We start from the raw sequence: 13,820 nt of genomic DNA, 5'->3' as shown, positions 1-13,820 counted from the left end.
CGGAGAGACCCCGGGGCGGGAGACACCCGGGGGCCCGGGGCGGCCGTGGACAGGGGGATGGCCGCCGTACATCCGTCGGTGGAGGACGGTGACACCTCGATGCTCCGGACGAAGCGCCCCGAGCGCCCCGAGCGCACTACGTGGACCACGTGGATCACCCCGCGCACCGGGCCCGGCGCCTGGCCGGCCGCGCACCCGATAGCCGCCGCCGTACTCGTCGCGGCCGGCCTGTTCTCCGGCTGCTGGCTGATAGACAGCGGGTCCCGGGCGGCCGCCCCGCCGCCGCAGCCCTCCCGGGCCCAGGCGTTCCCCGCGGGCGGCGCGGGTGCCCTGGCCCCACACCTCCGGGACCCGCTGATCCGGCCGCTGCCGCCGGTCACGCCCGTCCGGGTGCGCATCCCCCAGATCAAGGTCGACGCCCCGCTGCGCGGGCTCCGCCTCCAGCCGGACGGCAGCCTCGCCAGCCCGCCGCGGGACGACGGGAACCTCGCCGGCTGGTACGAGGCCGGTACCGCGCCCGGCGCCATCGGCACCGCGGTCGTCGCCGGCCATGTGGACACCCCCACCGGCCCGGCCGTCTTCTACAACCTCGGCGCCCTCAAGAAGAAGGACGTCGTCGAGATCGTCCGCGCCGACGGGCGGACGGCGGTCTTCACCATCGACGCCATCGAGGTGTACGACCGGGGGGACTTCCCGTCCCGGAAGGTGTACGGGGCCTCGGGGCGGGCCGAGTTGCGGGTGATCACGTGCGGGGGCGGGTTCTCGGAGGAGCGTCACGCGTATCTGGGGAACGTGGTGGTGTACGCGCACCTCGCGAAGGTCGTCGAACCGGGCGGCCGGGGCCGTGCGGGCGCCGGACCGTCGTCCGCGCCTCCCCACGCGCCGGCACCGGCGCCCACGTCCGTACCGCCGCGCGCGCCGTCGTCGGCGTCCACGCCCAAGTCCCCGGGCGGGCACGCGCCGTCGCGGCCGGCCGGGCCGGCGAAGAAGCCCGCCGCGCCACCGCGGCCCGACCGGTCGCGGGCGCCCGCACCCCCCGTACGGCCGGCACCGGCGAAGGGCGACGGGCGCCGGGCCGCCGCTCCGAAGCCCCCTTCGCCTTCCCCATTCGCTTCCCCTCCGGCGAAGTGGCGTACGGGCGGCGCCCGTTGAGCCTCCGCCCGGGCGCGTCAGACCCGTCGGGTGAGGGCCCGCTCCCGCCGCGCCTCGATCGCGGCCGGTGTCAGCGGGGCGTGGAGGGCGTACACGTCGCCGACCCGTAGAAGTGAGGGAGTGCGGTACTCGTCGCACAGGGCGATGACGGAGATCTCCACCCGGGAGCTCGGCTGCCAGAACGAGCGGTAGTAGGGCGCGTTGGCGGGGTCCTCCGGTATTTCCACCAGGGGCACGCCGCGTCGTTCCAGCAGGCGGCGCAGCTTGTCGAAACGGAGCCGCGGAGGGAAGCGGCCGTACCGCTCACGGATCGGGTCGCTCCCGAACGTCCGTCCCCGGTGCGCCAGTCGGTGTGTCTGAAGCGTGAAGTGGTGCCCCTCCCAGGGGGATTGGCGGGACTCGCGCGTCCAGTGGAACTCGACCAGGCCGTAGTCGCGGCACAAGGCGAGACCGCCGAAGACGTTGTCACCGGAGTCGGGGCCGAGGACCTCGGCGACGCGCTCGGGAGAGTCGGCCGGGCGCAGGCCGAGGACGGTTCCGGTCGTGACGACGTCCACGTAGAACGCCAGGGAGTACGGGGTCACTGCCTGCTCCTGGGGAGGCCGGGGAAGGCCCCGGCCGAAAGGGCGAGTCTCATTCCGTAACGGCGGCCATGGTCTCCGTCTCCTCCGTCTCCTCCTTCGCACCCAGCCCCTTGAGCACCTCCAGGATCCGCTCCCCGTACTTCACCAGCTTGTTCTCACCCACGCCGTTCACGGCGGCCAGGCCGTCCAGCGAGTCCGGCAGGGCCGTCGCGATCTCCCGCAGCGTCGCGTCGTGGAAGATCACATAGGCGGGGACGCCCTGCTCCTTCGCCGTGGCGGCACGCCAGGCGCGGAGCTCCTCGAAGACCGGCACCGCGGCCGGCGGCAGCTCGGCCACCGCCGCGCGGCTCCCCGACCGGCCGCCGCCACCGCCGGACGCCGACTTCGTCCGGGCCGCCTTCCGCTCCGGCTCCCGCCGCAGCAGCACCTTGCGGCGGCCGCCCAGCACGTCCCCGCTGGCGTCGGTGAGGACGAGCGTGCCGTACTCGCCCTCCACCGCGAGCAGCCCCTCGGCCAGCAACTGCCGTACCACGCCCCGCCATTCGACGGCGCTGAGCTCCGTGCCGATGCCGAAGACGGTGAGCTGGTCGTGGTCGAACTGGATGACCTTGGCCGTCCGCTTGCCGAGCAGGATGTCGATGATCTGGCCGGCGCCGAACTTCTGGCGGCGCTCGCGGGCCAGCCGGAAGACTGCCGAGAGGAACTTCTGGGCGGCGACCGTGCCGTCCCAGGTGACGGGCGGTGTCAGACAGGTGTCGCAGTTGCCGCACGGCTCGCCGTGCTGGCCGAAGTAGGCCAGGAGCCGGACCCGGCGGCACTCCACCGTCTCGCACAGGGCGAGCATCGCCTCCAGATGGGCGGCCAGGCGCCGGCGGTGCGCCTCGTCGCCCTCCGAGCCGTCGATCATCTTCCGCTGCTGGACGACGTCCTGCAGGCCGTACGCCAGCCAGGCCGTGGACGGCAGGCCGTCGCGCCCGGCGCGGCCGGTCTCCTGGTAGTAGCCCTCGACGGACTTCGGCAGGTCCAGGTGGGCCACGAACCGGACGTCCGGCTTGTCGATGCCCATGCCGAAGGCGATCGTGGCGACCATCACCAGGCCGTCCTCCCGCAGGAAGCGCGCCTGGTTGGCGGCGCGGACCCGCGCGTCCAGGCCCGCGTGGTACGGCAGCGCCTCGACGCCCTCCCGCACCAGGAACGCGGCCGTGTCCTCCACGCTCTTGCGGGACAGGCAGTAGACGACGCCGGCGTCGCCCGCGTGCTCGCCGCGGATCAGCTCCAGGAGCTGGCGGCGCGGCTCGTTCTTCTGCACGATGCGGTACTGGATGTTGGGCCGGTCGAAGCTGGCCACGAAGTGACGGGCGTCACCCAGCTGGAGCCGCGCCGCGATCTCCCGGCGGGTGGCGTCCGTGGCGGTCGCGGTCAGCGCGATGCGCGGCACGTCGGGCCAGCGCTCGTGCAGCGCGGACAGGGCCAGGTAGTCGGGGCGGAAGTCGTGGCCCCACTGGGCGACGCAGTGGGCCTCGTCGATGGCGAAGACCGAGACCTTGCCGCGGTCCAGCAGGCTCATGGTCGATTCGAGGCGCAGCCGCTCGGGGGCGAGGTAGAGCACGTCCAGCTCGCCCGCCAGGAACTCGGCCTCGACCATGCGGCGCTCGTCGAGATCCTGCGTCGAGTTCAGGAAGCCCGCGCGGACGCCGAGCGCGCGGAGCGCGTCCACCTGGTCCTGCATCAGGGCGATCAGCGGCGAGACGACCACTCCGACACCGGGTCTGACCAGGGCGGGGATCTGGTAGCAGAGTGACTTGCCGCCGCCGGTGGGCATCAGGACGAGCGCGTCGCCACCTGCGACGACGTGCTCGATGATCTCTTCCTGTGCCCCGCGGAAGGCGTCGTAACCGAAGACGCGGCGCAGGACGCCCAGCGCCTCGCTCGACGCTCCGGGCTCACTGGTCTCGGTGGTCTCGGTGGGGTCGGCCATTCGGGCAGTCTACGAGGAATGGTGCGGCCGAGAGGGCGATCAAGGAAGCCTGTGGACGGGCGGCCGGTTGTGGACAACCGGGTCACCCACGGGTGTCCTACGCCACCTCTATGCCGTACTCCTGCACCAGAGCCTCCAGGCCTCCCGGGTACCCCTTGCCCCCGACCACGAAGTCCCAGTTCCCCCCGGAGCGCTTCCGGAACGACCCCAGCACCAGCGCCGTCTCGCCCGGCCGGCCGTCCGAGACCTCCAGCTGCCCGAGCTCCGCCCCCGACGCGTCCGCGAGCCGTATCCGGGCGTCCGTGAAGCGGGCGAGGTCCGCCTCGGGGTTGATCTCGGGGTCTATGGCCGCCGCCAGCACCAGCCGGTCCGCCGGTTCCGGGAGCGCGTCGAACGCCACCCGCAGGGCCGCCTTGTCCCCGGGCAGTGGGGTGATCGACCGCACGGTGCCGTCGGGGGTCCGGGGGTTGTTGTAGAAGACGAAGTGGTCCTCACTGAGGACGCGGGAACCCCGGCAGACCAGGGCGCACACGTCCAGGGCCACGCCGCCGGACCAGGACATGCCCAGCACGTTGTGGTCGGCGTCCTCCGAGGAGCCCTCCGGCCCGGGGCCGGGCCGGGCGTCGGACCCGGCGCCGGCACCAGGGGCCGGGGCGGCCGTACGGGACGCGGCACCGCCGTCCGTCCCCGCCGGACCCAACCGCCCCCGCAGCCCGTGCTGCGCCAGCAGCCCCACCAGCTCCTCGCCGTTCACCAGCGTCAGCGGCTTGCCGTTGGCGAACGCGTACGAGCCGGGGCCGAACCGGGACGTCGTCACCAGGACCCCCTTATTGGCCCCGGCCCCCTGCACCGTTCCGAACAGATCCCGGACCGCCGTCGGGGGCACGGTCTTCCGGTACCGCTTCACCTGGACGATGATCCGGCCGCCGCTGATCGGGTCCGGGTCCAGCGCCTCGACGTCCACCCCGCCGTCGTTCGACCGGGTCGTCATCACCGCCCGCATCCCGCGCGCCCGGAACAGCTCCGCGACCAGCGCCTCGAAGGCCACCGGGTCCATCTCGAACAGATCCGGATCGTCGTCGTCCGCGCCGCCGTGCGACACCACGCCCCGGCCGACCTCGTCGGGCGTCCGCTCGGCCCGGACGGCCGTCCGCTGGTCGGGGCGTGCCGACAGCCGGCCGCCGAGCCCGTCCACCAGGCAGTCCGGCGCGCTCACCTGCTCCAGGTGCAGCCGCCCGAACGCCGCCCGGTCCACCGTGACCGCCGCCAGCACCAGCCGCGCCCGCCGGCCCGTCACCGGGTCGTGGTCGTCGACGAAACCGTTGAGGACGACGGACTCCAGCGTCCCGAACTCGTCCGCCGCGAACAGCTCCCGCACCGCCAGCAGCACACACTGCGCCACCACGTCCCGGTACAGCGCGCGGCGCTGGGTCACCGGACGGGCCGTCTCCTTCTCCTGGTCGGCGGTCGGCATATAGCGCACGGCCTTCACCTCGGGCACCACCTCGAACCCCGGCAGCTCCCACTCCATCACCAGCTGTCGCGCGCCCGGGTCATAGGCGGCGGACACCTGGTGCGGAAACTCCTCCGGCCAGGCGGACGACGAGTAGAGCGCCGCGGAGAAGTACTCCACCACCGCGTCCGGGTCCCCCGCCCGCAGCGCCGCCACCAGCTCCGCGACGCCCGCGTTGTGCTGCCGGATCTGCGCCAGCCGGGCCGCCGCCCACTGGTCGTACTGCTGCCGGTAGCCGGCCAGCTGCCGCTGCCGCAGCGCCTCCGCCTCCTGCGCGGCCCGCAGGTCGCGCTCGTACTGCGACCGCCGTCCGAACCCGTACCGCGCCGGGTCCGGCAGCGGCGCCGGCACCCCCAGGTGCCCCGGGTTGAAGGGCTCCAGCACCTCCGGCTCGGTCAGCCGCGCCGCCGAGAACGCCGGGGCCGCGCACCCCGTCCGCAGCAGCCCCTCCAGCTCCGCGACCCGCGCCTCCAGCTCCTCCGTCCGCCGCCGCGCCTCCGCCTCGCGCGCCTGGCGGTAGGCCGCCCGCCGCTGCCGGTCCAGCCGCGCCGCCTCCCGCTCGGCCGCCCGCTGCGCCCGCTCCCGCTCCCGCTGCTCCTGGACCTCCGCCCGGTGCCGGAGCTCCTGCTGGCGGTTCTGCGCGCGCTGGGCCTCCGCCCAGATGCCTATCAGCCCGTTGGAGCGACGAGTCATGGCGGATTCAGCCCTCCCCCCGAGACCGATCCGTCCCGGAACCGCGATACGTACTGGCTCCATGACCAGCGGTGACCCGTCAACTCTAGTCGCGGCGGAGCGGGCTGACGCGGGGCCTCCGCACGGTGGGAGAGAGCCGGTGCGACGGAGTGACGGACGGGCGGGAGGGTGGCCTTCGGCGCGGTGCGTGCCAGGTCCCTCGATGGCGGGGGGCCGGACGGGGCGATCCGGAGGGGGCCGGGACCGATGCCGTGAGCCTGACGACGGGGCGCCCGGGGCGGGCGAGTGAGTCGTGGGCGCGTGGGGTGGTCCTGCTGCACATGCCGCAGGGCGGGACTAAGGTAAGGCCTTCAGACAGGCAGCGGGGCGAAAAGTCACAACCTTCCGGAAATTAACGGGACTTGCCGCCTTGGTTCCGACCTCTGGAGACTCCACTTCACAGGTTGAGGGCGCCACTTCGCCTTTACTTATGGGTAACTAGGCGCCGAACGCCCGAAATTCCACGAGGCCGCACCTTGTCATCGGAGGCGGGGCGTCCCGTTTCCTCCCCCTCCCTGCCCTCTTGGTCTTGCCGGAGCTGGCATTCGAAAGTGACTGCGGCGTAAGGGGGTTGGCCCCAGATCAGATGTTCGTCAGCAGTGCGTTGATGCCCTGTGACACCCGGTACGATCTGAAGCAGCTCTCTCTCGGGACCACGTCGGTTGACGTCAATTGGATCAACCGATCCAATCCCAACTATGAGAGAGGGTCAGGTCTCGTGGCTGACTCCGAACGGGCGGATGACCGGGGTGGCGATGCCCTCGGCCCGCAGGGTGCAGATCCTGACGGGGGCGGGGGAAACGTTCCGCGTCAAGCGCGCAACGAGGAGCCGGACCGAGGTGTCGAGCCGTTATGGAAGCGAGCCGTCGGCGAAGTGCTGATCTGGCTCATCCGGCTCCTTTTGGGAGTCTTCGGCGACGGCGGGTGAAGGTGAACCCTCACCCGCCGTCCGATACCTAGCCGGTCGATGGGCCCGCGCGGCGGTGACGACCCAGTGCGCGGGCCCATCGTTGTTTGCCAGGTATGCGTATGCCCGATTACCCCCGATCGCGCGGTGTCCAACGTGGACGCCGTGTCTGAGCGAACTCCGCACCAGCGTTTCGGCCGGCCCGACAGGGGCGCGGGTTCCGCGCCCCAGCCTCTCATCCATGGGTGACGAGCGGAACCCGTACTGGTCCTAAACGAGTCCGCTGTCGCGGAAGGGCGCGTGAGGGGCGGGGCGTTGTAAGTACGGAATCAATGCTCATTCGGGCGCCGACCGGACCCTAAACGGTACCTTGCTCCAGTGCCGGAGTGGGTTCGCGGGGAGGTCGATGTCAGTGGCACGTGGTATGGCCGCCTTCGACGGGGACGCCCTGCGGTCGCTGAGAGCGGAGCGGCCGGTCGACGGGCGGCTGCTCACCGCCGCTGAGCTCGCTGAGCGCGTGGGGACGTCGAAAACCCGGATCCTGGCGTACGAGAACGGACGCTCGGTGCCTGACCCGCGGCGTATCGCGGACCTCGCCGCCGTGTTCGACGTGCCGACGGCGAGACTGACGCTCTCCTCGTCGCGGCACCCGACCCTCCGCGAGCTGAGGGTGCAAGCGGGGCTGACCACCGCTCTGGTGGCCGGTGCGCTGGGCGTCAGCCGTGGCACGTACCGGGATATCGAACTGCGCGCCCGGCTGCCGGTACGGGATGACGGCACGTTGCGCCGCCGGCTGGCGGACGTCCTCGGCGTTCCGCCGCGCAAGGTGAACAAGGCCCTGCACCATCATCCGCTCGCCGCCGAGCGCCGAGCGCAGCTCACCCGGTTGCTGGGTTCGCTGTTCGAACGCGCCCGTACGCTCCACGCCCCGGCGGTCGTGGAGCGTGACGACCCGGAACTGCTCGCTGTCGCGGCGCTCGTCCAGCGTGCTCCGAGCTCGGCTGTCCACCTGGTCAATCACGAACTGTCCCGATTCCGCCAGTTGTTGCGGGAGCGCGCTGTCGCGGAAGTCGACGCGGCCTACGCGCAGAGCGGCCGGGACCGGCGGCGGGCGGTGGAACGGCAGGCCCGCCTCATAGAGTTGATTGACGGGGCTCCCGAACATTCCGCTCACTTACTGAGCGGTTTCCTCGCGATGGCGATGAGCGCCAGACAATGGCGGATCATGGTGATGCTCGCCGAGGCCGGTCCGGACGGTCTCCCGGTCGGCCATGAGACGGAGACGGGCGTGTGGTCCGCCTTGCGGGCTCGCGAATTCGTCGTTCTGGCTTCCCGGGGCGACCAGGAGGTCTACGTGCTCAGCCACACCGGGCGTGTCGAGATGCGCAGGCACTACCGCCTGTACGCCTGCCTCTACCCGAGGACCCGGACGCCCGCTCTCCTGCCGGCGCAGTCCCCGCACCGCGCCGTCTGATCACAAGGCGTACGCGTGCATGAGGACCGCGGCCTGAGCGGAGCGCGGTCCTCGGGGAACGGTGCGGCCGCTACGCCGCCGCCTCCTCGTCCAGCAGCTTCTCCATCGGGGTCACGCTCACGGCTCCGCCCACCACGATGCCGACCGCGATGGCGGCCAGCAGCATGACCGTGGAGCCCCAGGAGGCCATCACGTCGACGGGCAGCGTGTAGGCGCCGATCACGCGGGCCGCGCACTCGGTCAGCAGGGACACGCCCCAGACGGCGCTGTACCGGCGCTCCAGGCTCCGGAACCGGGCGTTCCGCGTGGTCAGCCGCTCCCAGGCGGCGGCCTTGACCGCACTGTCCTTGACCATCACGGGCTTGAGGCCGGCCGTCAGCAGAGGCGCGCCGCGCACGGCGGACCAGAGGATGGCGCCGCCGACGAAGCTGCTGATGACGGAGTCCTTGGCGATCATCAGGCGGGCGTCACCGGTGGCGAAGCTCAGGGCCATGGAAAGGAGATTGACGAGCAGCATCACACCGGCCAGCCCGTTCACCGTGCGCTCGCGCACCACGCTGACGACGGTGCGGACGGCGGGCACCACGCTGCTGAGGGCCAGGGAGAGGACGAGGCCGAGCCCGAAGCCCTCGTGCAGCAGGTAGTAACCGCCCAGCGGCACGGCCACGTCCAGCACCAGCGGCTTGAGGGCGGTGGCGAGCGGGTGCTCCTCGCGCGCCGGCGCTGCGGGGGTGGCGGTGGCGGTCGGGGCAATCGCCTTCGACATGCTGCTGCTCCTGGGCTGGTCTCGGGGTGGTCCCGGGGTGTCGATCACAGCTTCGCGGAGCGGGGGCGGCCGGCGGCAGGGCCGGGTGTGGGGGATCGGGCAGGACGAATGTCATGGGTGGAGCACAAGAACACGGTTACTGTGCGTAGTTTTCCAGCCACAGAGATTGCGCCGCGTGTCTAGTCTGTTGAGCCGGAGCCTCCATGCGTTGTGCGCCGCGAAGGGGAGATTTTATCCTTGGCGTGAAAATCTTTTGGCGGCAGCAAGCGCCTCACGAGTATTCATCTTACGTAGATCCTCTCCGTCTCGGACGAAATATTCCTCACCGTGGCTTGCCAGCTCATTCTGCACGGGAACTCGGATGACAACGTAGGAGCGTCTTGAGTAGGAGACCGTGTCCACATTTGCTAGCAGATCACCCTTGAGTGGTTCACTCAACGGAGATTGTTGGATAGCCTTAATTATTGTCCTGGTGTAGTCGCTCAGCTGAATTCCAAGAGCGCGGCACTCCCTGTCCACACCGACCAGTAGCTGATTTCCGATGCTGATCGGTTTGATGGAGTCGAGTTCTTCGATTCGAGTCGCGTCCTCTCGGCTGTCCGCTACGCCAAAAACTATGTATCCATCTGCTTCCGGCCCTACGTTAGCGATGGCGGAGGCAAGCTTGGAAAGCTTGGCGAGGAATGACTGGTTGATTGAACGGTTGCCGTAGAGCGATACTATACCCTGCTTGAATTCGTATCTCGCGCTCTCGATGGGCGCCCTCCTGATAATATTAGGGAATTCAATTTCCATGGCGGGGCCGTGTGATAGTGCAGGGCGGGGCGATCTGGTGAAGTGTTTCTGCAGGAGCCCCCTGACGATGTCGATGTTTTCCTGTCGCTGTTTTTCGGTTGTGGTGTTCCTGCTGGGTGTCAGCCGGGCTGAAACCTTTCGTATTGCGGCAAATGCCGACTTGGGATCGGATAGTTGCTTTTGTTGCCGTATCATCAAATCGTAGAAGGCCATAAAAACCGCGTAGAACGGAGTTTTTGCTGAGGTGAAACTGCTGGTGCTGACGTGGGATCGGAAGGCGCCGTTTACTCCGGGGCGCTCGGACTCGACCATTGCCTTCATTGCGCCGAGTACGTTCTTGACGTCGTCTGCGAGGGTGTCTGTGCCGTAATTTTTCAACTCTACAGCGAGTGAAGCACTCTCGGTTGTGCCGGGCTCGAAATATTTGTCCAGTACGTCCGAACTCACACTGAACGTGTTTCCTCTGACCACGGAGATGCAGATGTCCGCGAGGAGCTGTTCGTCCTCGCTCTGCTGCAGTTGTCTCGGATTGAGGATTCCGAGACTGCACCAGAAAGTTTCTTCAGCGGCAATACCGTATCCCAGTCTTTCTCTTGCTGAGTCGATCGACACGACAGGCATTTTAGTGAGAGGTATGATATCGGGAGATCCGTCGTATCTGAAGTCTGACGCCAATTTTCGTACCATTCGCACGAAGTCGCTGACCACGCCTGCTTGACGTTTCTCTTGGGCGCTGAGCTGTCGGCCTCCGGAGTTGATTCTACGAAAAACTTCGGTCACGCGTTTTTCTTCATGGGAATCGAAGATGGTCACCGCAAGTTGGTAGTCGAGAAGGTCGGCGCATCTCGTTGCAGGTAGGAGCTTGAGCTCTCCGGGCTCAGGCTCAAATGCGCCTGTCTCTGCGAGCTGCCGGGCGCGGGAGAATTCGCGCAGGTCAAAAAATTCCCTTTCGCCGTTCGCGTTAGGAATTGCGTATCTGTGTTCGATGTATCCGAATACTGCATCCAGTCGCTGCATCCCGTCGATTATCTCGAATTTCCCGTCGAGAGTCTCCGCCAGCAGGAACAGTGGCACTGGGAAGCCGCGCAGGATGCTGTCGATGAGATGGGCTTTTTCGTCAACGCCCCATACGAGCTTCCGCTGATAGTTGCGGTTGACGATTAGTTTCTCGCTGCGATAGAGGCTGTAGGCTTCTTGAATGGACATTCCGCGTGGCGTGATGGACATCTGTCATTTTCCCCTGTCGGGATCTTGTGAGTTGCTGCCCTTGGATTTCTGGATCTGTTCGAATGGAGAGTGAGCTCTTGGAGGCTCGCCTTCATGCAAGGTGTTTCTAACAGGTTTTGAGGACTACGGGGAGGGTGTGGACGCTGTTGCTGATGAAGGAGGGGAGCGGGAGGAGCTCCTCCGGGGCGGTGGCCAGGGCGAGGCCGGGGAAGCGTTCGAAGAGGGCCGGCAGGGCGGTCTCGGCCTCCAGCCGGGCCAGGGCGGCGCCGACGCAGAAGTGGGCACCGTGCCCGAAGGTCAGGTGGCGCTTGTTCTCGCGGCCGGTGTCGAAGTCCTCCGCCGTCGGCCCGTACTGCTCCGGGTCGCGGCCCGCCGCCACGTACGAGGCGAGGATCGCGTCACCGCGCCGGATGACCGCGCCCTCCAGCGGGATGTCCTCCTTGGCGTAGCGCATCGGGAAGTGCGCGACGGGCGAGTCCCAGCGCAGCGTTTCCTCGACCACCGCCGACCACGGCAGCTCGCCGGCGCGGACGCGGGCGAGCTGCTCGGGGTGGGTGAGCAGGGCGCGCACCGCGTTGGTGACGAGGTTGAGGGTCGTGCCGTGGCCTGCGACGAGCATGAGGAGGAGGGTGCCGATGAGCTCCTCCTCGGAGAGCCGGTCGGCGTCCTCCCGGGCGGCGATCAGGTCGCTGACGATGTCCTCGCCGGGCGCCGCCCGCTTCTCGGCCACCAGCGCGGCGAGCAGGGCGAGCAGTCGGCGACGGGTCGCGATGACCTCGTCCGGTCCGGTCGCGCTGCTGGTCAGGCTGGCGGAGAGGGCCCGGAACTCGTCGTACCGCTCCTCCGGGACGCCGAGCAGGTCGCCGATCGTCCGCATGGCCAGCGGGTAGGCGTACAGCGCCCGTACGTCCACGGGACCGGGCGGCTGGGCGGCCAGCCGGTCCAGCAGCCCCCGGACGTTCGCCTCGACGGGCGCGCGCATCCCCGCGATGCGCCGGGGCGTGAACGCCTGCGTGACCAGGGTGCGCAGCCGACGGTGGTCGTCGCCGTCGGCGGTGACCATGCCCGCCGGAGCCACGAAGTTGATCAGCGGCCACCCCTCCGGGACCGAACCGTCGCGCAGCAGCGACCAGTTGACGGGGTCCTTGACGACGCGCGGGTCGGTCAGCAGGTCGCGCAGCAGCCGGTGCCGGGTGACCACCCAGGCGGGTATCCCGTCCGGGAGCTCGACGCGGACGACGGGTCCGGTGTCGCGCAGCCGTCGGATCTCCCCGTGGAGGTCGGCTCCGGTCACGTCCAGGCGAAACAGCGGTGCGTCGGTGCGGGTGTCCATGACGGGCCTCCAGCGGCGGCGGTGCGGTGTGGGGCGGAATGGGACGGTGAAGTGGGTGGGAGTGCGGGTGCGCGTGCGGGTGCGAGTGCGAGTGCGAGTGCGGGTGAGGAGTCGTCGGATGCGTCAGGAGTGTTGTGCGGGGCGAGGGCGCTGTGAGGGAGTGGGGACGGGAGTGAAGCGCACCGGCAGGGCGGTGAGCGCGCGGGCCCAGGGCGACGGCCGGTAGGACAGCTCCCCGGCGGGCACGGCGAGCCGGATGTCGGGCAGCCGGTGGACGAGGGTGTCGACGGCGGTGTGGGCGATCACCCGGGCCTGATCGCGGGCCGGGCAGGTGTGCGGGCCCGCGCCGAACGCCAGGTGGGAGCGGTTGCCGGGGACGATCCGGCCGTCGGGCGGGAGCACGGCGGGGTCGTGGTTGGCGGCGGCGATGCCGAGCAGCAGCGCGTCGCCCTCGCGTACGTCCTGCCCGCCGAGGCGCAGGTCGCGGGTGGCGTAGCGGCCCGGGAAGTTCTGTACGGGCGCGTCCCGCCACAGCACCTCGTCCAGCGCCGCGTCGACGGTGAGCCGGCCGCCGGTGACGTGGGTGCGGAAGCGGGTGTCGGTGAGCAGCAGCCGGACCGTCGCCGCCGTCCAGTTGGCGGCCGGCCCGTTGCCCGCGACGATGATGACGGCCAGGTGGTGCAGGACCTCCTCCGGCGACAGGCCCTCGGGGTGCGCGAGCAGCCAGGAGGTGAGGTCGTCGCCCGGCTCGGCGAGCTTGCGGCGCACCAGGTCGCCGAGGATCCGCCGGAGCGCCTGGTCGGCGGCGGTCGCCTCCGGCCCGCTGTCGACCATGCCCCGTACGGCGGCGATGAGTTCGGGCGCCGTCTCGTCGGGGAGGCCGAGCATCCGGGAGGCCGCCCACAGCGGCAGCTGCTGCGCGTACTCGGCCAGCAGGTCGGCCTCGCCGCGCGGGGCGATCGCGTCGAGGAGCATGTTCGACAACTGGGCGATGCTGCGGCGCAGCCGGTGCTGGTCGAGGCGGACGAAGCCGTCGTTCACGGCCCGATAGAGCCTGCGGTGCTCGGGCCCGTCGGCGAACAGGACGGTCGGCCGGTAGCCCATCATCGGCAGCAGGGGCGAGTCGGGACGCACCAGCCCTTCGCGCAGCGCCCGCCAGCGGCGCGAATCGTGCGAGAAGCACTCCTCGTTGCGGGTGACCTCCAGCAGCTCCCGGTAGCCGATCACCAGCCAGGCCGGAACGCCTGCTTCCAACTCGACGGGGACGACCGGGCCGTGCTCGCGGCGGAGGCGTTCGTAGAGGGCGTGGGTGTCGCCGGTGAGGACCTCGCCGTAGAGGGGGGTCGCGGGGGGTTGGGG

8 protein-coding genes and 1 pseudogene are annotated in these 13,820 nt (G+C 69.9%); 2 read left to right on the top strand and 7 right to left on the bottom strand.

The genetic code is table 11. The features are described from left to right. Positions 1–198: 198 nt before the first annotated feature. Positions 199–822, top strand: a pseudogene (locus tag ACSNOK_RS21610) (class F sortase); the annotation flags it as partial. Positions 823–1,169: 347 nt separating this feature from the next. On the opposite strand, the gene ACSNOK_RS21605 reads toward ACSNOK_RS21610, so the two are convergent. The 3 genes from ACSNOK_RS21605 to ACSNOK_RS21595 form a co-directional block, all read right to left on the bottom strand. Further along, positions 1,170–1,736 (bottom strand): hypothetical protein, encoded by a 567-nt coding sequence (locus tag ACSNOK_RS21605; RefSeq protein WP_436782389.1) that lies wholly within the window; start codon positions 1,734–1,736, stop codon positions 1,170–1,172. Positions 1,737–1,785: 49 nt separating this feature from the next. Next, the gene (gene recQ, locus ACSNOK_RS21600; protein WP_436782388.1) at positions 1,786–3,714 is read right to left on the bottom strand and encodes a DNA helicase RecQ; all 1,929 of its coding nucleotides are present in this window, start codon (positions 3,712–3,714) and stop codon (positions 1,786–1,788) included. A gap of 97 nt (positions 3,715–3,811) precedes the next feature. Further along, entirely contained in the window at positions 3,812–5,920 is a 2,109-nt protein-coding gene (locus ACSNOK_RS21595; protein ID WP_436782387.1) for a restriction endonuclease, read from the bottom strand. Between the two features lie 1,352 nt (positions 5,921–7,272). Between ACSNOK_RS21595 and ACSNOK_RS21590 the strand changes: the two genes are divergently transcribed. Next, the gene (locus ACSNOK_RS21590) at positions 7,273–8,340 is read left to right on the top strand and encodes a helix-turn-helix domain-containing protein (protein WP_436782386.1); all 1,068 of its coding nucleotides are present in this window, start codon (positions 7,273–7,275) and stop codon (positions 8,338–8,340) included. A 70-nt stretch (positions 8,341–8,410) separates the two neighbouring features. Here ACSNOK_RS21590 and ACSNOK_RS21585 read toward each other — a convergent pair whose 3' ends face one another. The 4 genes from ACSNOK_RS21585 to ACSNOK_RS21570 form a co-directional block, all read right to left on the bottom strand. After that, positions 8,411–9,106: a VC0807 family protein gene (locus tag ACSNOK_RS21585; protein WP_436782385.1), complete on the bottom strand. Its 696-nt coding sequence runs from the start codon at positions 9,104–9,106 to the stop codon at positions 8,411–8,413. A 231-nt stretch (positions 9,107–9,337) separates the two neighbouring features. After that, the gene (locus ACSNOK_RS21580) at positions 9,338–11,128 is read right to left on the bottom strand and encodes a GmrSD restriction endonuclease domain-containing protein (RefSeq protein WP_436782384.1); all 1,791 of its coding nucleotides are present in this window, start codon (positions 11,126–11,128) and stop codon (positions 9,338–9,340) included. A 106-nt stretch (positions 11,129–11,234) separates the two neighbouring features. Further along, positions 11,235–12,461: a cytochrome P450 family protein gene (locus ACSNOK_RS21575; RefSeq protein ID WP_436782383.1), complete on the bottom strand. Its 1,227-nt coding sequence runs from the start codon at positions 12,459–12,461 to the stop codon at positions 11,235–11,237. A 123-nt stretch (positions 12,462–12,584) separates the two neighbouring features. Next, a partial coding sequence (locus ACSNOK_RS21570; RefSeq protein WP_436782382.1) for a cytochrome P450 occupies positions 12,585–13,820 on the bottom strand: 1,236 nt, incomplete at its 5' end.

This window comes from Streptomyces sp. URMC 126 (assembly GCF_051386555.1).
Taxonomy (GTDB): domain Bacteria; phylum Actinomycetota; class Actinomycetes; order Streptomycetales; family Streptomycetaceae; genus Streptomyces.
This window is presented reverse-complemented; position numbering and strand designations above follow the sequence as displayed.